This is a genomic window from Crateriforma conspicua (genome assembly GCF_007752935.1).
Lineage (GTDB): Bacteria > Planctomycetota > Planctomycetia > Pirellulales > Pirellulaceae > Crateriforma > Crateriforma conspicua.
In genome coordinates, this window is sequence record NZ_CP036319.1 from 4,709,314 (window position 1) to 4,730,241 (window position 20,928).

General features: G+C 56.9%; 17 protein-coding genes. 6 read left to right on the forward strand and 11 right to left on the reverse strand.

Going from position 1 to position 20,928, the window contains the following annotated elements:
* Positions 1-290 precede the first annotated feature (290 nt).
* From Mal65_RS17180 to Mal65_RS17195, 4 genes are all read right to left on the reverse strand, one after another.
* On the reverse strand, positions 291-1,232 hold the full coding sequence (locus Mal65_RS17180) for a hypothetical protein (protein WP_145300254.1): 942 nt from the start codon (positions 1,230-1,232) through the stop codon (positions 291-293).
* A gap of 517 nt (positions 1,233-1,749) precedes the next feature.
* A complete protein-coding gene (locus Mal65_RS17185) occupies positions 1,750-2,175 on the reverse strand; it encodes a hypothetical protein (protein ID WP_165701340.1) in 426 nt (141 codons plus the stop codon).
* Complete coding sequence (locus Mal65_RS17190) at positions 2,166-3,257, reverse strand: sulfotransferase family protein (protein ID WP_145300260.1); 1,092 nt, start codon at positions 3,255-3,257, stop codon at positions 2,166-2,168. The genes Mal65_RS17185 and Mal65_RS17190 overlap by 10 nt, the downstream gene beginning before the upstream one ends.
* 1,196 nt (positions 3,258-4,453) lie before the next feature.
* The gene (locus tag Mal65_RS17195) at positions 4,454-4,651 is read right to left on the reverse strand and encodes a transposase family protein (RefSeq protein WP_145300263.1); all 198 of its coding nucleotides are present in this window, start codon (positions 4,649-4,651) and stop codon (positions 4,454-4,456) included.
* 682 nt (positions 4,652-5,333) lie between these two features.
* Here Mal65_RS17195 and Mal65_RS17200 point away from each other — a divergent pair.
* On the forward strand, positions 5,334-6,224 hold the full coding sequence (locus tag Mal65_RS17200; RefSeq protein ID WP_145300266.1) for a hypothetical protein: 891 nt from the start codon (positions 5,334-5,336) through the stop codon (positions 6,222-6,224).
* A 27-nt stretch (positions 6,225-6,251) separates the two neighbouring features.
* On the opposite strand, the gene egtB is transcribed toward Mal65_RS17200, so the two are convergent.
* The 4 genes from egtB to Mal65_RS17220 all read right to left on the reverse strand — a co-directional run bounded on the left by egtB (position 6,252) and on the right by Mal65_RS17220 (position 12,905).
* Positions 6,252-7,574 (reverse strand): ergothioneine biosynthesis protein EgtB, encoded by a 1,323-nt coding sequence (egtB, locus tag Mal65_RS17205; RefSeq protein WP_196784247.1) that lies wholly within the window; start codon positions 7,572-7,574, stop codon positions 6,252-6,254.
* Between the two features lie 137 nt (positions 7,575-7,711).
* On the reverse strand, positions 7,712-9,088 hold the full coding sequence (locus tag Mal65_RS17210) for a DUF1552 domain-containing protein (RefSeq protein ID WP_196784248.1): 1,377 nt from the start codon (positions 9,086-9,088) through the stop codon (positions 7,712-7,714).
* An 86-nt stretch (positions 9,089-9,174) separates the two neighbouring features.
* The gene (locus tag Mal65_RS17215; protein ID WP_231131163.1) at positions 9,175-11,724 is read right to left on the reverse strand and encodes a DUF1592 domain-containing protein; all 2,550 of its coding nucleotides are present in this window, start codon (positions 11,722-11,724) and stop codon (positions 9,175-9,177) included.
* Between the two features lie 782 nt (positions 11,725-12,506).
* Positions 12,507-12,905, reverse strand: coding sequence for an acyl-CoA thioesterase (locus Mal65_RS17220; protein ID WP_145305001.1), 399 nt, complete (start codon positions 12,903-12,905; stop codon positions 12,507-12,509).
* Between the two features lie 203 nt (positions 12,906-13,108).
* Between Mal65_RS17220 and Mal65_RS17225 the strand changes: the two genes are divergently transcribed.
* The 5 genes from Mal65_RS17225 (at position 13,109) to Mal65_RS17240 (ending at position 18,078) form a co-directional block, all read left to right on the forward strand.
* Positions 13,109-13,612 carry an ACT domain-containing protein gene (locus Mal65_RS17225; RefSeq protein WP_145300276.1) on the forward strand — a complete coding sequence of 168 codons (504 nt, stop codon included), beginning with the start codon at positions 13,109-13,111 and terminating at the stop codon, positions 13,610-13,612.
* 104 nt (positions 13,613-13,716) lie between these two features.
* Positions 13,717-15,042 carry a PP2C family protein-serine/threonine phosphatase gene (locus Mal65_RS17230; protein ID WP_165701342.1) on the forward strand — a complete coding sequence of 442 codons (1,326 nt, stop codon included), beginning with the start codon at positions 13,717-13,719 and terminating at the stop codon, positions 15,040-15,042.
* Between the two features lie 324 nt (positions 15,043-15,366).
* Positions 15,367-16,563 (forward strand): LptF/LptG family permease, encoded by a 1,197-nt coding sequence (locus Mal65_RS17235; protein WP_145300281.1) that lies wholly within the window; start codon positions 15,367-15,369, stop codon positions 16,561-16,563.
* A gap of 218 nt (positions 16,564-16,781) precedes the next feature.
* Positions 16,782-17,693 (forward strand): hypothetical protein, encoded by a 912-nt coding sequence (locus tag Mal65_RS26605; RefSeq protein WP_165701343.1) that lies wholly within the window; start codon positions 16,782-16,784, stop codon positions 17,691-17,693.
* Between the two features lie 10 nt (positions 17,694-17,703).
* Complete coding sequence (locus tag Mal65_RS17240; RefSeq protein ID WP_231131164.1) at positions 17,704-18,078, forward strand: TlpA family protein disulfide reductase; 375 nt, start codon at positions 17,704-17,706, stop codon at positions 18,076-18,078.
* A gap of 22 nt (positions 18,079-18,100) precedes the next feature.
* Here Mal65_RS17240 and Mal65_RS17245 read toward each other — a convergent pair whose 3' ends face one another.
* The 3 genes from Mal65_RS17245 to Mal65_RS17255 all read right to left on the reverse strand — a co-directional run bounded on the left by Mal65_RS17245 (position 18,101) and on the right by Mal65_RS17255 (position 20,877).
* Entirely contained in the window at positions 18,101-19,273 is a 1,173-nt protein-coding gene (locus tag Mal65_RS17245; RefSeq protein ID WP_165701345.1) for a hydantoinase/oxoprolinase family protein, read from the reverse strand.
* Between the two features lie 71 nt (positions 19,274-19,344).
* Positions 19,345-20,391, reverse strand: coding sequence for an ATP-grasp domain-containing protein (locus Mal65_RS17250; RefSeq protein ID WP_145300288.1), 1,047 nt, complete (start codon positions 20,389-20,391; stop codon positions 19,345-19,347).
* A 165-nt stretch (positions 20,392-20,556) separates the two neighbouring features.
* Positions 20,557-20,877, reverse strand: a complete 321-nt coding sequence (locus tag Mal65_RS17255; protein ID WP_145300290.1) for a metal-sulfur cluster assembly factor — start codon at positions 20,875-20,877, stop codon at positions 20,557-20,559.
* Between the last annotated feature and the right edge of the window lie 51 nt (positions 20,878-20,928).

A 20,928-nucleotide genomic window follows, 5' to 3' on the forward strand; every position in this document is an offset into this window, starting at 1 on the left:
CAATAAAATGGTCCCCAAAAAGATCCAGGGATGGAGAATCCCCAGTGCTCCCAACACACAAGCATGGACGACAAGTGAATAAAACGATACAACCAAAGCAACTTCGGTGCGCAACAAGATGTCACCGGCAGGGAACCACCGACCTGCAATTCGCAAGTGCGACTTGAACATCAGGACCGTGGTCATCAACCATGGAACAAAAACCGCTGCGTCAAAACAGGCGCATTGGATCGATGACTCACACATTCGCTCAACACACCCGGCAACAAAATACAGCAGAATGACATAAGCTACCTTGCGGCACGTCGTCTATCCAATGTCGCGTACACAATGACCGCCAAAAACAGCGCAAATGAAACGGCCGCAATCATCATCGAGTTCAGCCAATGTCGTTTCTGAAAGGGTGTTACCAGTCCGTAAAACTCAGGCGTAAACTCTTCCGCCGGCACAGAAGAAGCAAAATCGCTCAACATGGCCGACGATGACCAATTGACCTTGCGGGCTCTTTCCGTCTGTTCAACAAATTCTGTCAATGAAGACACCAGAAGCCCCGATTCGTCATACTTAAGCGTGCGGACCTTTCGATACCTCTCAGGTTTGCCCACGAAATCTGCCTCCAAATGCAAAATGCGGTAACCATGTTCAGGATCGACCGTTAAAGAAACTTTTGAGAACTTGGATGGCTCTTCTGAAAGATCATCAATTTTGCATGACCACCCATTTTCGTCATCCTCTGCAGGCCCCCATCCCACAAAGTCATACTGCTGAGAATTTTCGATCGCTCCCAAGGGAACTGCCCAAGCTATCCATGGAAGATCGAGAACCAAGTCAGAAACCCTCGCATGGATCGGCGTATCACCTTCTCCTTCAAGTTGCTCGACGGGGATAAACCGCCGAATAAAAAGCTGACCATTTTCGTTCGCACCAATTTCGATTAATCCTTGATCATTCCGCATCTTCACGGAAGCAAAGTTTTTTCGGTCGATCGCATCTTGCAAAGATGCAAATTCTTCGATTTTGTAGTTTGAACCGTCAATGAATTCACGCCAATAGGTGGTATCACCCGACTTTGGATTTTGAGAATTGTGTCGCTTTACCTCAACAGTGACGATGGCTGAGCTTGACGGCCTCTCAGCCAATCGTTCTTGCCAAGACTCGAGCACTTCCGCAGGTACACCAGCGGTGTTCTTAGCGGCCAATGGAAGGACGTGCGACGCGAGTAGCGTACTCACGATAAGAATTCTTACGGCACCCATATTTATACAACTTTCTCAGTAGCATCACGTCATATCAAACAACCAATGCCCATGACCATCGAGGAAAGGCGGGGGGGCCTTGATTGTCACATACTTTGAGCTTCGGCCGGAGTCAAACGATCGGGCGACAGAACGATTGCTCAAAACCGAGATAAGATTCGCACGACAATGGCCGTGCGAATCCTCATCTCAAGTATAGACGTTTTCTTTGTTCGTCTGTTTTCGACTAACTGTCGCACTCGCAGTTCAATCCGTTCCTGTCTGGCTCGCATCCACAGTCATTGCTGCAAAAGTACCCCGTACAAGTTCCGATGCAATTTCCATTCTCGTCAGGGGTTGCGTCCGAGCAGGTTCCACCGCACCAACACGCCGCTTGAGCAAACGACGTCAGGGAAAGCGATAGCAACACTACCCCCAATGCAAACAAGATCGTGGGACGAACTTCACGAATCATCATCATTCTCCTGAAACAGAAACAACTTACTCAAACCGATTACACATCGTCAACGAGACGAATGGCTAAGATTGGAGCGACATCCGAATATTCAGTATAAACCTGGATCGTCTCTGCGATTTCTCCTCTTCGAAGTGCGGCGGGATCGATTCTTAGATCCGCAAGATGAATCTTCAGTGTCATTTCTACACTACCTTTTGGCTCGATGGAAACCGGAATTGGTGAAATCTCCATGCAGCTACAAGGGAGAGCCACGCCAATGACATTGACTGGGTAAGACACGTTCGACTTGAGTTGAAACGTTGCTTCTTTGACTGCGCCTGGATCCGTCACATGAATGTCAATCACGTGGCTAGGCTCGACTGCAATCACATCTTTCGAACTTAAAGTCTTTGCTCCAATCATTCCAACAGAAACGGAAACCATTAAAAGGAACGTACGTAATAGCACACTCTTTAGTTGCACGACTTTGCCTCCTGGTCAAACATTTCAACTGGCAGATCATTTTCAGCACCCGCCAAAAACGAAGGAGCGAAAGGGTCCTGTTTGCAATCCATGGCGACACGCGTGCCTGATGCCGCCTTGGCCCGCGTCAACGGAACGAATCGTTGACGCCTCAATCTATCAACAAGGAAACAGGAGCATTCCGCCATCAACACGTCCAGGGGCACCCCTCCAAGAGTACGTGCAATAGAACCAATCGATCGAGCCCACTGGATATATGACACAACGCTACTCATTGGTGCTGCATCATAGCCTAGTTGTCGCAACTCTCTTCCAATCAAACCATCGGCAACCTTCGCCATGTGTCGATAATCGTTTTTCCATTGTCCGACACGACATGAGACAGGCCTTCCAAGTGCTCGACATTTCCAGTCGAGCTCCCTCTCCGGGACGACAGCCCGATCAACGTATTGCCGGCACATGAGATCAATTGCATCTCCGGGCAGCCCGAGGTGCAACAGGATGCGATTGAGTTCCGAGACGGGAGAAGAAACGAAGGACTCGTAGCGAACAAACAACACACGGGAATCTTGCCGGCGTTGCCACCACAGAAGGTGCCGACAGTATCGCTTCCAGAGAATCAGTCCGGAACGAAAATCAGACTTCAGCCACGGCACCTTCTGCAGACTCGCTGATACGTCACGGCCATCTCGATAGATAAAAACAATTCGAGCATTTGGAAAAAGGTGGAGCAGACGTGCGACACGAGGCGTGTGCTCGGGGATCTTTTCCCCAAAATGCGTTGCGTAAGCTCCATCGGGCCTCACCGAGGAATATTGGGCATCCATCGTCCGGAACACCCATTCAGTACCGCAAGACTCCTTCGCCAGGCGAAGAGGAATGCTTATTCCAAGATCGGAATTGATTCTCTGAAGAGTCCGGATCTTAATCCAAGTGGGGCATCCATCAAACCGACAGAAAAGCTTAGTTTCGGGCGGGCAGATGACGTTTGGATGCCGGTTCAAGAACACCTGAATCAGCGTGGTTCCCGAACGAGGGCATCCAACAATAAAGAATGGCTGGCATTGGAAAATTTCATTCATATGATATCACCATTCGTCGGATCTTCGAACGCGTCTGGGCCAATCCATCCCGGTGCGGGGCCCCTGGCAACAAGACAACATCCACTCGATAAGTGTGTAGAAGCCGGTCGCCTGTTTTCACTTCAACCACGATTGCCAACCTCTGCTTTGAAACGGGCGGCGAATCATTCTCAATGGAAAAACAAAGATACGCCTGATCGCTATACGCCTGCTGAGTCACTGAAAGACATTCGCAGGTTGAATCAATAGACAGCCGATCCGATGTAACGCTGCCGTACGGCACCCTTACGAAAGTCGACTCACCGGGAAACAATACGCCAAGATTGATTGATGCTGATGAATCAATCGCAAAACCATATCCGTCCCGAAGGAGCCTTTTATTCTTTACAGGAACTGATGCTTGCGAGTCGGGATTATCAAGACACCCACAAATCACCAATACACAGCAAAGCCAGAGAGACGCGGCACAATCCGCATTTCCATTGACAACGCCCAGTTCGGCTGTCATTTGGGAAACAACAAATCAACCAAAAGTCAGGCTTGAGAAATCGCAAAATTGTTGCCCCCGCCATTGATGTGCCCGAAATCTTGTGCCCTGGAATCGCGCCCCTATCGAACTCAATGTCAATCGCCAAACCCAAGAGCGCAAATTATCCCAGCACAGGGTGGTGTGGGAGAATTTCAAGACGCGAATGTGCCGCACTGGGCGCCGCCAAAAAGTAGACAAATGACCACAGGAGAGTTTGTCAATTGCAGCGTCAGGCGAATCCACTCGCCGTGACTTTTTGCGACGGGATGCTTCGCATGTGGACCAACTCGGAAACGTAACAGACCCGCGTCGCGATGAACCGGTTTGTCGATTGACTGTCGATGATGATCAGTGGAGCCAGCGGCGGAGCGGACGATTTCGTTTCGGTCGCTAAGCGTGCAAACACAGGGAGCGAATGGTTCGCCAAGTTTTTGAACATGCGATATGACCTTCGTCCGCACGAACGTTTCAATGCCATACCTCCGCGATTGAACTTGATGAGCTTGAACCGATTGTGGCGTCATGGCTCACCGACGTGCACCGGATCACCGACTCGGCGGTCAGTGATTTCGTGCAACTCAGTCAACCAAGCAAGCAAACTGCGCTAAAATTCTTCGGGCTTGATGTGCTTCAGGATCGAGCTGAATCGATCGTGCGAAGGAACTCCTCAAGTCATGTTGAGAGACATCTCAAACCACTCCTTCTTCGTGTTGGCAATGTGAGCCATTGCGCCGAAGTCATGGGCGCCGGCAATCACCGCACCAATGATCATGAAGAGTATGTCGGTGAACGGGTAGGTGATCGTGACGGTTCGCGGATCGACAACATGGTGGAGATGCCCGGTGAGACCGGTAGAAAGTCCCATGCGATGAACCCTGGGATAGATGCATCGCTCAGAGGTTCCTCGAACAATATCTTCAATCGCCCCTTCACCAAGCTTCGCAAATTGCCCTTGGAATCAGCCAACGCTTCACGAAGGAACCAACGTGAACTTCGTGGCCACGCTGATTTGATCAGCGACCATTTTTTCGCCCAGCGATGGCCGGCCAGTGTGTCGCGAAGGTTTGCCGCTCGATCGTCACACCCGGCGTCCATGAACCACTCCCCCGAGTCGCCCCAATCAGAAACAAAATTTGCCCTGGGACCATCGCATCGAACGATTCATATACCCAGCCGACCATCAGCCTGGCGAGCCCCTCGTGAAAAATCACTGGCCGCACAGTCCAAACCACCGTCCGTGCCGCACCTCAATCACCCGAGGGGTTGCACTGGGAACCGCTGTCCCCCATGCGACTTTCGGCATATCGCTCCGTCATGAAACTCTCCAATTGATACCAGCCGAGACGTCCGGCTTGCTAGCAACGTGGGATTCACCTTGACGTTTGCGGCCACCGCTTCTTATTCATCCGCCTATGTATCCAGACGCCTTTACACGATCATCGGTACGTTTGCGACCGGCGATTTCGCGCCGCGCCGCCCCGATCGGGGTGTGCTTGGTGGTGTGCAGTGTGATTCTGCTTTCTGCAGGCTGCAGGACTGCTGCGACGATGCATGTCTGGCAGGCGCCAGCACTGAAATCGGCCGTGGGCAAACGAGTCATCATCGCGGGTGTCGAAGGGCCTCGGTCGCTGACCGGTCGCTTGGTGGATCAACTGTTGCAGCAAGCGCCGTCGGATGCCGGTCGCCAAATTCAATTGGCAACGGTGGACCAGTTGCCACAGCCTCCGGAGATTCAACTGACCAGTGCGACGGACGCGGTGCCCAGCGACGTCGCGCTGATGCCGATCGCCCGATCCGAAGGGTTCGACTACGTCTTGCAGGGCCGAGTCATCGAGAAAACACACCAGCGCATCCGTCGCGATGTGGTACCGATCCAGAACGCCGCCCCCGAACACATCACACTGTCTTGGCGTCTGCTGGCAACCAGCGGTGATCAACCACCCATCGGTGCCCCGCTGACGGTTCACTTCGACGATGCGATGCAGCGTTATCCGGACTTGGCCAATGAAGAAGACCCAACATTGGCACTGTTGAAGGCGGCTGCCCGCGATACGAACCGCTTGATTCTGCCGTCGCTGCGCAAAGACGAGGTTTTACTGGCGCGTCCCTACCTGACCCCGCTAAGCGGCCGCGTCCGCAAGGGGAACAAGCTGGCCAAAAACGGCAACTGGCAAATGGCGGCGCAACTGTGGGAGGAAGCTTTGCGTTGGAATCCCCTAAACACCAGTGCGATGGTCAACCTTTCCTTGGCCGCCGTGGCACGCCAGGATTTCACCCAAGCGAAAGAATTGGCCCGTCGTGCGGTCCGATGGGCACCGACCAAATTCAACAAAGAAAACCTGGTCTGGATTGAACTGCGTCAACGTGAATACCACAAATCGTTCGGCTTGGATGATCCGCCGGAAGGCTGGTTTGTCACCTTCGACGAAGCACCGTGATCGACAAGCTGTCATCTCGCCGCCCGATCACACCGACCGCGCCAGACGGATGCCGGTGAATTGCCAACGCGCATCCGGGCCGAAGAAATTCCGATACGTTCGACGCGCATGCCCCGGCGACGTGGCACAGGAACTGCCACGCAAAACGTATTGGTTGCACATGAATTTACCGTTGTATTCCCCCAACGCACCTTCCGGCGGTGTGTATCCCGGATACGGGCCGTAGGAACTGCTGGTCCATTGCCACAGCGTGCCGTACAAGCCTGAAACACCGCTTGCCGATGGGGTACCGTGGGTCGGATGAACGGGCCGCCTAGCATCAATGCACTCGCCGCTGGTTGGATCATCAGGGCTTGGCTCCCTTGCAACTGTTTCCCATTCGGCCTCGGTCGGCAACCTGGCCCGCGACCAGCGTGCGAATGCGTCGGCCTCGAAATAGCTCAGGTGGGCGACCGGTGCTTCGGGATCGATTGGTTGGCGGCCTCCCAGCGTGAACTCGTCAAACCTCTCGCCTTGGCGAATCCAATAAATCGGGTTCGTCCAACCTTGCTGCTGGACCGTCGCCCATCCCGCTGACAACCAATGCCGAGGATCCTGATAGCCACCGTCTTCGATGAATTGTTGGTATTCCGCGTTCGTCACCAAGCGGTTGGCGATTTGAAAGGGTTCCAAAAAGACACGGTGCTGTGGCAATTCATTGTCGAAACAGAACCGGTCTCCGGTGCATCCCATGTTCACAACGCCACCATCACTGCTGATCCACTGCAACTCCGGTGCATCGCATGGTCCGCATGCAGCATCGACATGAGCAGGGTACAGCGGGTTCTGGGCAAAGGCGTGCTTGATGTCGGTCAGCATCAATTCTTGATGTTGCTGCTCGTGATTCAGCCCCAACTCGATGACACGTGCAAGAGACTCATCGACCACGTCGGCGTTTCGCAGCAACGTGACCACAGCGTCGTCGACGTCGCGTCGATATCCCATGACCTCGCGAACCGTGGGACGCGAAAGCAGTCCACGCTGGTGCCGCGGGAATTGATCCCCCACCGTGTTGTAGTAACTGTTGAACAGATACCGAAACGATTCGTCGGCGACCGGTGCATCGCAACGGTCGGCCAAAACAAAGGTCTCAAAGAACCACGTCGTGTGTGCCAGGTGCCAGCGGATCGGACTGGCATCGGGCATCGACTGGAGCACGCAGTCCTCTGGTTGCAGCGGCGCGACGATGCTGTCGCTGAGCGCCCGGACGTCGGCATAGCGTTTGGCCAAAGCTTGTCCGTCAGTGACGACGTCACCGTGGCTGGCCGACGAACCGGCGGCAGATTCACAAGTATCGGGCGTGCTGGACACGAGGTGCACTCGGGGGACGGAGTGATCGGAACTCGGACTCGGGTGATGCGTCATTAGTTTGACGCATTGCGAACCGTTCGCCCACCTGCACACCGTGGACCACAATCACAGCGGCCTGCCCGGATACCGCCGATCGGTCAGGCGTTCAGGGTGACGCCCAATTCATCCAAGCGTCCGGTGCTGTCGCCGATGCTTTCGGCCGGCGTGCCCATCATGTCCAGCATGGAAAGGAACATGTTGGCCATCGGGCGTTCTGACGGCGTCACAATGTACCGGTCGGTTTCCAATTGACCGCCCGCGCTGCCGGCCAAAACGATCGGCAAGTCATCATGCTGGTGCCGATTGCCGTCGCTCAGCCCGCTGCCGTACAGGACCATGCATTGGTCCAGCAGTGTGCCATCACCATCGGGAATCGAATCCAACCGTTCCAGGAAATACGCCAGTTGTTCCACCAAGTAGTAATCGATCTTGCGAAGCTTGCTGACGTTTTCTTCGCGGTTTCGGTGGTGGCTCAATTGGTGGTGTGCATCTTTCACACCGATTTCGGCATACGAACGATTCCCGCCCGCGTTGTCCAACATCAACGTCGCGACACGCGTGGTATCGGTTTGGAAACCGATCGCCATCAAGTCGAACATCAACCGCGCGTGTTCGCGGAATGCTTCGACACGACCATCGGGCACATCCAGATCGGGCAGCGCGGCGGCGTCTTCGCGTTCGGTGCGCTCGATCCGTTTTTCGATTTCGCGAATGCTGGTGAAGTATTCATCCAATTTGCGTCGGTCGGTCTGGTTGACTTGGCCCAGCAATCGTTTGGCATCCCGCTGGACGACATCCAAGATGCTTTGGCGGGTCCGATTCAGTTCACGACGCTGGGCGGAATCGCCCGATCCGAACATGCGATCAAACGCCATGCGTGGGATCGTTTCTTTGGGCATCGGTTGGGTTTCGTTTCGCCAAGAGATGTTGGACGAATAGGCGCAACTGTATCCGCTGTCACAGCTGCCCGCGTTACGACTGCCTTCCAGTCCCAATTCGATCGATGGCAAACGCGTCACATCGGCCAGTTGGGTCGCGGCGACCTGGTCGACGGAGATGCCCAGCCGAATGTTGCTACTGGTTTTCACCGGCCGGGCCGCGGTCAAAAACGTCGAACCGCCACGTGCGTGGTCGCCCGCGCCGTCTTTTTTGGCTCGTCCGTTGTCCAACGCCAAGCCACCGATGACGTTCAGCTTTGACTTGAACGGCGCCAACGGTTGCAGCGTTTTGGAAAGCTGCCAATCCGAACCGCCGCCGGTCGGCTTCCAATCGGGCACGATCACGCCGTTGGGAACAAACACACAGGCCATACGGACAGGCGACCGTTTGGGGGCCGCTGCGGCGAACGCGCTCTTGGCCATCGGCGACATCGCTTCCAACATTGGCAACCCCAGCGCGACGGACGCGCCCCGCAACAGGGTGCGGCGATGCAACAGTCCGCTCTCGGTGCGTTGATCGATGGTTCGTGTGGTCATCGGAGTCTCCGGTTTTGGTGAAAGCATCGCAAACGGGTTTTGCTTAATCACGAGACAAACGATTTGTCTCGCTTCATTGGAGTGGGCTATTTTCGCTCGGCGTCGCCGACGGCATCGCGGAACGTCACGTTGGGCGTCCACTCGTAGGCCTGGAATGGACGGCTGTTGACCACGCCCCAGACAAGATCGGCCAGCCGATAATCGTCCGCGGCTGTCTGTGCCACGATTTCGTCGACGACACATCGATCTTGCGGGGTCAACTCGCGCCCCAGTGCAAACGTCATCAGCTTGCGAACCGCCGTTGCGGCGAACGATTTTTGTTCGCTGCGTCCCAGCAGTTCGCTCAGTTCTTTGCCGCCGTTGAACGTGCGACCGCCGGGAAGTTCGCCGCTGGAATCGACCGGGAACTTGCCATCCATTTTGCGAAAACGACCGACGGCGTCAAAGTTTTCCAAGCCGAATCCCAATTGATCCATGACGCGGTGGCAGGACGCACAGGCCGGATCAGCGCGGTGGATTTCCATTTGTTCCCGCAAGGATGCTTCGGCTCCCGCGGTCGCTGTTTCCTCCAATTCCGGAACACCGGCGGGAGGTTCGGGCGGCGGCGTTCCCAGAATGTTTTCCAGAATCCATTTACCACGGATCACAGGAGATGTACGTGTGGGGTTGCTGGTCAGGGTCAACACGCTGGCATGCCCCAGGACACCCCGGCGCGGAGTATCCGCCAGCGTGACTTTGACAAAATCATCTTCGGGAATCTTCGAATCCTTCAGACCGTAGTACTTCGCCAGTGCAGCATCGACAAACGTGTAGTCCGCCGTCAACAGTTCACTGATCGGTCGATTCTGATGAACCAAATGCATGAACAGTGATTCGGTTTCGGTGGCCATGCGTGGCAACAGGCCTTCATCGAAACCGGCGTAGCGCGATGCATCAGGCTGGACGCCTTCCAGGTTCCGAAGTCCCAGCCACTGCGCCGCAAATTCGCTGGCAAGCGACCGCGACCGCGGATCGCGAATCATTCGTTTGACTTCACTCTTCAGCACCGATTCGTCACGCAGCTTACCTTTGTCGGCCAAGTCCAACAAACGATCGTCCGGCAAACTGCTCCACAAGAAATACGCCAGCCGCGTGGCCAACTGGTGATCGCTCAGCGTCACCACGCCTTCGTCCGCCTGGGCGACGACATTGCCCGTTTCCCAGTCGACGGGGCTTTCGATTCGGAACAAGAACCGTGGCGAAACCAGCATCGCGGCGATGGCGATTCGCATGCCATCCACAAAGGACTCGTCGCGATCGGTGGCCTGTTTGACCAAGGCGGCATAGGCGTCCAAATCGTCGTCGGTCACCGGTCCGCGAAACGCACGACGCAGCAGCGGGGCCATGTTTTCGCGTGCGGCTTCGGCCACATCCCGGTATCCACCACGGCGACGCGGCGGTTGTTTCCGCAGAATTTTCCACTGGCTGGGCGGATAGACCGGATTGTCGAACTCCGACGGTCCTTCGACTTCGATCTTGCGGACCATGTACGTGTATCGGTCTCGGTCAAAGCGGCGGTCGGGGGTCAGACCTTTGCCGAACTGTTTTTTGCCATCGCGGATGGCTTGCTTGCTGAGCTTTTCGATGGCATCCAACTTGGCTTCACCGACTTTCCAGTTCGCGTCACCTTTGGCATCGTCATCCGCACCGGGCAACGGCGCGACACACAAGACGTGGGTTCCTTCGGTCAAATGCACGGTGACCGATTCGCGTTGGCTGCTGCCACCACCGCCGAAGTATTCCGCGACGAAGGTGCCCAACAACATTCCGTCGGAATCGAACAAACCAAAGCGGCCGGGACCATCGTCCTCACGCGTCATCCCGCATGCGACCTGAACACGGTACTTGCCATCGGCGGGGACTTTGAATTCGGTCCAGACGAAAGATTCAGGCGTGATGAATCGACCGTAAAAGCTGCCGGTCACCCCGTCGCCTTGAACGACCAAAAGGTCACCCGCTGCTTCGGAATCAATTCGCGGCAAGTCGGCCGGATCGACCAAAACGGCATCGGCGACTGAGATCGCAGCGTCCAGGTACTTTTCCATAAGCATCGGCGACAGCGACAAGACATCCCCGTTGTTATCGAATCCGCCGCCGACCTCGTCCGACGGGAAAGCATCCGCGGGTCGCAGATCCATACCGAACAGATCGCGGACCGAATGGTTGTATTCGGCGCGGTTCAATCGCCGCGCGGTGACCTTGCCAGGCTTGGGTACCAAGTCGCATACAACCGAGTACATCGCCGCGTCCAAAGCTTGGACCAACTGTTTGCGTTCGCCGTCGGTGGGAACGTCGTAATCTTCCGGGGGCATCGCGCCGAATCGAACCATGTTCAAGACACGTTCGGCGGTCATGCCGTTGCCCTCCAGCATCAGCCCTTCGATCGTGTCGAAACCCGACAGATCCAATTCGGCTTCTTGGAACGCATCGTTGTGACAGTCCAGACAGAATCGCTCCATCAATTCCCAGCCGTCGTTTTGCCAGCGGGCTTCGACGTCTGATTCGCTGGACGTTTGGATCTCTTGTGGATGCGTGTCAGACTCATCTGCGACTGCCAAACCACCACCTGCGGCAATCATCCAAACAAGCGTCGACATCCAAGCGACCGCACGCGCCGAGCACCGGCCGAATCTTTCTGGTTGAATGCGGACCAGTGGGCGCGAACTGGAAACCGACCGGCAACCCAAAGGGTTCGGCAAACGGCGCCGTCGTTCGATCAATGCGTTCCGATGCATGGCGTGTCAGATCAGGCGGGTGGAGACTGTCGACGCCGACCGGTCGGGCCCGTGGCCAGACAAACCGAATGGCGATGCGGCGGCATCGATCGACAGGCGGTGCCCCATCGTGGATGAACGCATCAGCATTCCGGATTGGCAGTTTCGTCAGTCGTGGCGGGGTGGGTCGTGACGCGATCGCCGCTGATTCGAAAAGAGGGGAATCGAGTCAGGAACGAAGGTTGGCCAACAGGGCCGATTCATCAGCTTTCGAGAGCCATTTACCGAATCGATCAGCAAACGAACCGGCCGCGATGATCAGAAACCACAAGCCGTCTCGCTGGAGAATCCGCGGAAGCCGCGGTTTTCCGATTGAGCTGCGATGTCCGACTGATCGGTGCGGACGAATGGGACGAAGGCGATGAACGCGGTTGCCTGTTTCGCGTCAGTCACGCGGGGGTGGGTGGGGGTCGGTGCGCCGCCGGGTCCAAGGGACCAGTGGTCTGGCCCGTCTTTGTTCGGCATCTACCTGCGGTCTATTGTAGCGATTTGGCTAGCTAGGTCCAGCTTTTTACCGTTGGCACCGATATAGCGGAAAGCAACTGACAGACACGTGTTCACCAACGGGTGACCAGATATCCGGCGATGCTTCGGACCGCCTGCGATCAGGAGGAACGTTCAGCCGCGCGGGCCAATTCCCGCATCCGTGGAGGCAGACGACACGGCTTGCCTTCACGATTGACCGCCGCAATGGTCGACCAGGCTTGAACGATCAAGTCATCATCACGATGAATGCGATAGCGATGCTTCACCCGCACCGGTCGGACTTCGATTGCTTCGGTGGTCAGTGTTAACACGTCGTCGAATTCGGCCGCCGCGTGGTACTGCAAATTCATCTCGGTGACGACCAACAGAATCCCATCGTCTTCCAGCTGACGATACGAGATGCCCAATTCGCGCAACATTTCGACCCGCCCCCGCTCGAAATAGTTCAAATAATTCGCATGATGCACCCGTCGCTGGCCGTCGGTTTCCTGGTAGGCGACCCGTATGGGGATCTGCATCGCAGCCAGTGGCGGCGGATCGGACGGGGGATCGGCTGGCGTCTGTTTGGCATTCATCCGTGACAGGTCATTCCTTTCCACAGGGGTCGATCAAAATAGACGGGTCGGGCTGATTCGTCGGGCGAATTGACCGTCCCGACCGGCGGGGCCTAAACTCTGCCGGTACCCGGGCCCTATTCGCATGACAAGAGGACAGCGACACGATGAGCTTCGGCGCCAATTCGGGGACCGATTTTAAAACGATGCGTGGCCGCGACTTTCCGGCCATTCGACAGTTTACGGTCTTCTTGGAAAATCGGGTGGGCCAACTTTTGGAGGTGGTCAAACGTTTCGAAGGGACGGGCATTCGCATCGTCGCGCTGTCGATCAGCGACGCGGCGGAGTGTGCGTTTGTGCGTTTCGTCGTCAGCGACCCCGACCGCGGCCGCGACATTTTGGAACGCAGCGGATTGACCATCATTGAAAGTGACCTGGTCGGCGTGGAATTGCCCGATGGCCCGCAACCGCTGCTGCGTGTTTGCACGGCGCTGCTTCAGGCGGAACTGAACATCATCCAGGCCTATCCGCTTTTGTCGCGTCCCCATGGGGAACCCGCCGTCGCTTTGATGGTTGATAACATTGAAAGCGCCCAGGAAACGCTGGCCGGCAAAGGTTTTCGCATGCTGACCGAAGGCGACTTGATCGATCGTGAAGGGCTGCAGGACTAACGTTCGCGTGTCGGGGCCCCACGTGACGTTTCCAGACAGTAGACTACTATGTTTGTTTCCAGCCGCCCCTTGAACAGTCTTGTCCGGCGGTTTGTCTTGTCAGCGTGAGCATTGTGTCGGTGTCCGAAGCCTGGAATCACGGAATCAGCTTCGCCGACATCAGCGATGTCGGCATGCGTCGATCCAATAACCAGGACAGCCACGCGGTGGTGCTGGCGGATTCCCCCGAACGGTTCGGCTTGTGTGGCCATCTGTTCGTCGTCGCCGACGGCATGGGTGCGCACGCCGCTGGTGAACTGGCCAGCCGGATGGCGATCGATCGCATCACGTCCACGTATTTCCGTGGCGGTTCGCAATTGCCCAGCGATGAATTCGCGGCAATCGATCTGCTGCGTGCCTCGGTCGACCAAGCCAACGAAGAAATTCATCGTCGCGGTCAGGAAAATCCTGAATTCCACAACATGGGGACGACCGCCAGCGCGATGGCCATCATCCCCGACGGTGCCATCATCGCGCACGTGGGCGATTCGCGTGTCTATCGCTTGCGCGGCGACATGTTGGATCAACTGACGTTTGACCATTCGCTGGTTTGGGAAATGGAAGCCAGCGGACAAGTTCATCCCAACAGCGCGCTGGGCCAATCCATTCCAAAGAATGTGATCACCCGTTCGCTGGGCCCCAACCCAAGTGTTCAAGTCGATTCGGAAGGCCCGTTCCCGGTGGCCCCCGGTGACACTTTCTTGCTTTGCAGCGATGGGCTTTCGGGACAAGTCGACGATGAGGAGATCGGCGCCATTCTGAGCTGTCTGCCGGTGGACGAAGCGGCCCGCGTCTTGGTCGATTTGGCGAATCTGCGTGGCGGTCCGGATAACTCCACCGTCATCATCGCCCGTGTGGACCGAATGCCCGACGGATCGGCAACACCACCGGCACGACCAGCCGCCGACACGCAACGTGTCGTGTCCGGCCTGTTTCCATCGGCCGCAGTCGCCTGCCTGCTTGGCGCCGGCGTCCTGGCGTTCGCCGGCATGTATCAGTCGATGGTGATCGCGATTCTGTTGGGGCTTTCTGCGGCGATCACATCGATCGTGCAGATGCAGCTGAGCGCCAAGCCGGCCAACAATCGTTTGCGAAACGATCATCCCGGCGGCGGCAGAGCCCCGTATCGACGGTACAACGCCAAGCCATCCGATTCGCTGAACGAAAAACTGCGGACCACCGTCGACGAATTGCGACGTGCCGCCGACGAAAAGTGCTGGGAAATGGACTGGCGAGAGGTGGAAAAGCACCAGCGGACCGCCGAACAGGCCGTCAGCAATGGCCAGTTCGCCGAAGCCGTCCGGCACCAAGCCGAGGCCATCATCGCGACGATGCAACAATTGCGCGAACAGCACGATCGGGCCGCCGGCGAAACAGCCATCGACAACTAGGGTCGCGGTCACTTTGCCGTGCGGGACATCGCTTTCAGGGTGCACGCATTCCGTTTCCCTTGGCTCGTGCGGGTGGCCTTCTTCATTGCCAGTGGATTTCAATGGCTCGGCCGTCGTGCCCCGAAATCGCGTCCTCCACCGGTCAAGAGATACGCTTGGGCGTGAAACCGCAACACGTTTCACAGCACGCAGTGGATCGAGATCACGACGGTGCCGCGATGGTGGTCCGCACAGCCACGCATTGGCATAGGGAAACCGTGCCAACTTTGCTAAAGGTCGGTTTGACGTTGCCGTGCCGATCTTCGCCGTGCCTACCTGCCGCTCATGCCCAGTCGACTGACCCGCTACATCTTGGCCGAGATCTTCAAGATCTTTGTCATCGCGTTGGTCGTCCTGACCGTGCTGCTGTTGCTGATCGTCGTCGCGCGGGAATTGCTACGCAAAGGGCTGGGTCCCGATGCGGTGCTGCGGATCATGCCTTTCATGGCCCCGGTCGCGTTGCAGTTCGCATTGCCGGCGACCGCACTGTTTTCGGTGTGTTGTGTATACGGACGAATGGCATCGGACGGTGAAATTGCGACGGTAAAGGCCAGCGGGATTTCACCGATGAAGCTGCTGCAGCCGGCGATCATTTTTGCCGCGCTACTCAGCCCCGTTTCGGTGGCCCTTTCCGATGTGGCCAAATCGTGGGGCCAACCCGGCCTGCGGCGTGTGGTCATGATGTCGATCGAAGACATCGCCTATCGACTATTGCGGTCGAAGCATTCCTATCAATCGGACCATGGGTTTTCGATCCACGTTCGCGAGGTCGTCGGGCACCGATTGATTCACCCCGCCGTCACGATCCGAAAATCATCCGGCGGTCCGGTTCATAAGCTGACCGCGGCCGAAGGCGAACTGATCCTGGATCCGGAAACGATGTCGTTGATCATCAAACTGGTCGACAGCCAGTTGGAATTCGGCAGCCATGTCAGCGGCACCTTTCCGGGCGAACATGAATGGCCCATCGAATTACAGAAAGGCGGTGGCAACCGTGATCCGTCGTCGATGCGTCCACAAGACTTGCCACTTCGCCTGATCGGACGCGAACGTTTGCGGCAAGACAGCGCGATGCATGAAACGGTCGGCAAACTGGCCGCGCAAACGGCGTTTTCCATCCTGACCGCTCGCCCCGAAGAATTGGCGGGTCCGCAAGGCCAGGCGATCGAGTGGGAATTATCCAGCGGCCAGCAACGCCTGATCTTGCTGCACACCGAACCTTGGCGTCGCTGGGCCGAAGGCTTCACCTGCTTGTTTTTCGTCTTGGTCGGCGCACCGCTCGCGATGATTGCCAAGTCCAGTGATTACTGGTCGACGTTCGGCATGTGCTTTCTGCCGACCATCCTGATCTACTTCCCGCTGTTCTTGCTGGGCTTGGAACAGGCCAAGGACGGGCACGTTCCGCCTTGGGGCGTCTGGGTCGGCAACTTCGTCCTGGGCGGAATCTCCGTCATCCTGATGGCACGAGTCCGCCGGTATTAGCGGCCACTGAACATCCACGCCGCCGGATAGTGGCATCGCCGGGAATTGAGTGTTTTCGCGACAAAGATTCGGCGAAGTTCTACCGCGTCGACGGGCCACCCCGTTATCTTCGGGGAATCGCCTCTCGGACCCAAACCAGGTCGACACCGTGATTCGACCCCAGGTCCGTCGCTTCAAAATCAATGCCGCCTGCCACCGGGGTTTATCGAAACATGACCATGCCCATTGGACCCGTCGATCAAGCAAAGCACACTTGTTCGATCGAACGCCTTTCGAATCTGCGTCTTTCGCTTGGCCTGCGTTGGATCGTCTGCTTGGCCCTGGCCGTCGTCCTGGCTGGCCCAGTCTCCGGCGTCGCTTGCGCCGACGATGCTGCGGCCGATGAAGAAACGGCGACCGATACCGAAGAACAAGAAGAACAGGCGTTTGTGGTTCCCGAGGGTTCCCCTGACGAACTGTTCGAATTCATCCAGGATGTGATGTCCAAGCGTGGACGCGACCGAGAATCCATGTTCCGTTCGGCACGAGCGGTGGTGGACGCTGCGCAAAAAATCGTCGATCACGAAGACGCCGACGAAGACACCGTCATGCAGGCGTTGAACATCCAGTGGCCCGCTTTGTCGTTCCTGGCAAACTATCAAGCGGACGCCCGCCAACAGCTTGCCGATTTGCTGGAACGGCATTCCAAAAGTGACCTGCCGCGTGTCCGCCAATTCATCGAAATGCAACAACTGAAATCGGAGATCAGCGGCGCGCGAACCGCATCGGCGGAAGAACAACAAGCCCTGATCGACCGCGTGATGGGGATCATCGAAACCGACGGGATCGACCGATCGTCTTATTCTCTTGCATCCAGTCTGGCCCGCAACATCGGCTATTCCGATCATCCCGAACTGGGCGCCGAGATGTACGAACGCTTGGCAAAAGTGTTGTCCAAATCAGATGATCCACAATTCCAACAGATGGCTGACAAAGCCATGGGTTCCGCCAGACGAATGCGATTGCCCGGCAATGCGATCGAAGTCAAAGGAACCACCGCCGATGGCAATGAATTCGACTGGGACCAATATCGTGGCAAAGTTGTCTTGGTGGAATTTTTGGGCGTCGTGGTGCGGCCCCTGCAAAAGTGAAATCCCCAACATGAAACGTGCGCTGCAGGCCTATCCGGATGACTTCACCATCATCGGGATCAACATGGACAGCAGCATCGCCGCGATGGAAAAATGTATCGAACAGTTTGATATCGACTGGGTCAATCTGGTCGGTGACGAAGAAAACGGCATGGGCTGGGACCACCCGATGGCAACGTATTACGGCATCACGGGTATTCCCACCGCGATTCTGGTCGATCGCGAAGGCAAGGTCGTTTCGCTCGCCGCACGTGGCATTCGATTGAATAAGCACCTGGAAGAACTGATCGGACCTCCCGCCAAAATCGAACCCGACGACGGTGGCAGCCCCGTGGATGCCGAAGGCGATGCCGACCCGCAGGAAGACGGCGAATCCGCCGAGTAACTCGGGCGACGCCAAATACCAATCAAGCCGGCCGGCATCGATCGTCGGCCGGCACCAGTCTGGCAACGGCATAGGCCGGCGCAACGCGGCTGATCGCCGAACCCCAGTGTTCGGCTAGCCGGATTAGTGGCGGCCGATCGCCGACATGACGATCGCCAGTATGACGATCGCCCTTAAGTACGACGTCCAGATCATCGGGCATCAACCAATCACCGTGCCCGCTGATCACCAGTTTCGTGCCGTTCATCGCGGTGTCTCCGCGGGAATCTTGGTCGGACACCGCTCGTGCGGCGGCATCGCGAATTCGATCGGACGCGGCGCGTTGCACCTGCTTTGCCATGAATCGGGCCAATGCCAAGTCCACGCTTCGTCGGTCCAAACCGACCATCCGAGCGATCCGATTGATCGCGGATGAAACCGTACGCGGACACCCGTCGGCGGTATCGCAATCATCCTGGTCTTCGGACACATGTCCCAGCAATAACCCGACGTCATCGGTCGTCGCAAACTGCTCTCGCATCACCGGGACGTCGATCAAATCACCATCACAGTTCATGGCATCATTGGAGACCGTGACAATTCCGGATTGCAAAGCCCGTGGCATCAGCAAGCTGCAAACAATGGATTGCACCGGAGTCCGTCGACACCCGAAATAGGCCAACTGACCTTTGCAGAGACGGTCAAAGTCGGTGAGCGAATCGGTTGCGACGCGGCCTTTTCGAAGCGGCAGTAAATCGCACGTCGTCGAACCAATGTCGATCAGCCAGCCGTCGGAACAAATCTCTGCCGCCACATAACTGGCCAACGCATGCCAGTTGGACGCCGCGGCTCGATCCACACACTGCTTGACCAACTGCGAATCGACGAAGCGACCATCGACGCAGTAGAAATGGACTTGCCGACGATTCATCCCAATGGATTCCGCCGCTTGGACCACCGAGTCGGTGATATGAGCGACTCCCACGGCACGATCGACGTAGCAATCAGCCAACTCGCCGGTCATCGTCACGCCGATGGTGCAATCAGCGGGGTCGTCCCTGCAAAAGTCCTGCAAGATTTCGGCGACGGCCGTTGCTAAACGATCCGGTTGCTTCCAAAGCGGAAAGAACACGTCGGCGGCATCACCGGCATCGGTCGCAGCTTTTAGATTGGCACCACCGATGTCCAACCCGATTCGCAGCCCCGGTCTCTTCACAGCCTGCCGCTTCACAGCCTGCCGCTTCACAGCCTGCCGCTTCACAGCCGGTCGCTTCACAGCCTGGCGCTTCATGGCCGGCCGGCATCGGACAACGGGATTTCCGTCGCCACCGCAATATCACCTTCGCTGGTCCAAGACACGTCATCCACACCAACATCACAACAGATCGCTTGGGTTTCGATGCCCAAGATTTGTGCCGCCAAGTTGCATGATGTCATGCGACGCAGCCCCACGTAGGATGTCGTTAGACGCGGGTTGATTTCGATCACGCAATCGTCACCGGGACAGTCCCCCAAAATCAAATCGATCCCGATGTATCCGCGGGCCCGCGGCGGCATGGCTTCGATCGCACGTGATGCCAGAGCCATCGCACGTCGTTGGTCATCGTCACACAACGGCCCACGACCACCGGAATAAATGCACGTTTCGGCGTCAAAGAACTGTGCCGCTGCCGGTAAAAATTTCAGTCCCGCGTCATCGGCGATCAACGCAATCGAAACGGGACGTCCCGGCCGGAATTCCTGCAGGATGTCTTGAGGCGTCATCTGGCTGATGGCGGTGTCCAAGTCGTCGAACTTGGCGATCATCTGCGTGCCGCAACCGTCGCGAGGCTTCAAGATAAATCGATCGCACTTGGCCAATTGACGTCGGTGTCGCCGTTCGCCTTCGGCCATGAACAGCGGATGCTTCACGCCGGCGGTGTGCAACGTTTTTGCGGTCAGAATCTTGTCGCTGGCCACACGCAGAAAGTCACCGCTGCCGGCAACGCAGTCGATCCCGGCAGCCCGTAACATGGCGATGCCTTGGGCCAAGTGCCCGTTGCTTTCCGGTGCCACGATGATCGCGTGATCGCAACCGGCGGCCGATTCGATCCACTGGGCCCAGATCGGACCGCCCGCAGGATCGACTGGACGGATCGAAAGACGATCGACATCCACCAGCGACGGATTCAAACGCGTATCGACGGGCGTCACCACATCGGCAACGCCGGCCGTGTCTTCGACCAAAGCCGACAGCATTGCAGCGCCTTCACGACGCAGGCTTTCGGAAATCCCATCGACCGAAGTATGCAGAAATCCGCCACCGCAAATGAATTCTGCTACAAAAACTCGCATCGAATCATTTCATGTTGCTTGCCGCACCGAACACCGCTCGGCCCGGCAAGGGTTGCGTCAGATCGCACTTTGGAGCCACCCACAGTGCCCGTTTTATCTGGAAACAAAGCCAGAAAAGCCGACATTTCGAGTCGAACGGCATGGGCAGGCCCACGATTCGACCGATCAGAAAATGCCCAAATGGTCTCTGGCTTCGTCCGTCATCTTATCAGGTGACCACGGGGGGTCCATGACGACCTTGACTTCGCAGGTCTGGACTTCATCCAGGCTTTCGGCGGCATTCTTGCATCCAGCGACCAACTGCGGGCCGGCCGGGCACATCGGACTGGTCATCGTCATTTCGACGGTGACATCGTGTTTGCCTTCGTCGTTCGGTTCACCAACGTCGACCAGATACACCAACCCCAAATCGACGATGTTGACATACAGTTCGGGGTCGATGACTTCTTTCAACGCTTCGCGAACTTTGTCTTCGGCCAGCGCCATGGCTGTTTCTCCCTGAAATTTGAAAACTCGTGCCTCGGTCGATCGTGACCG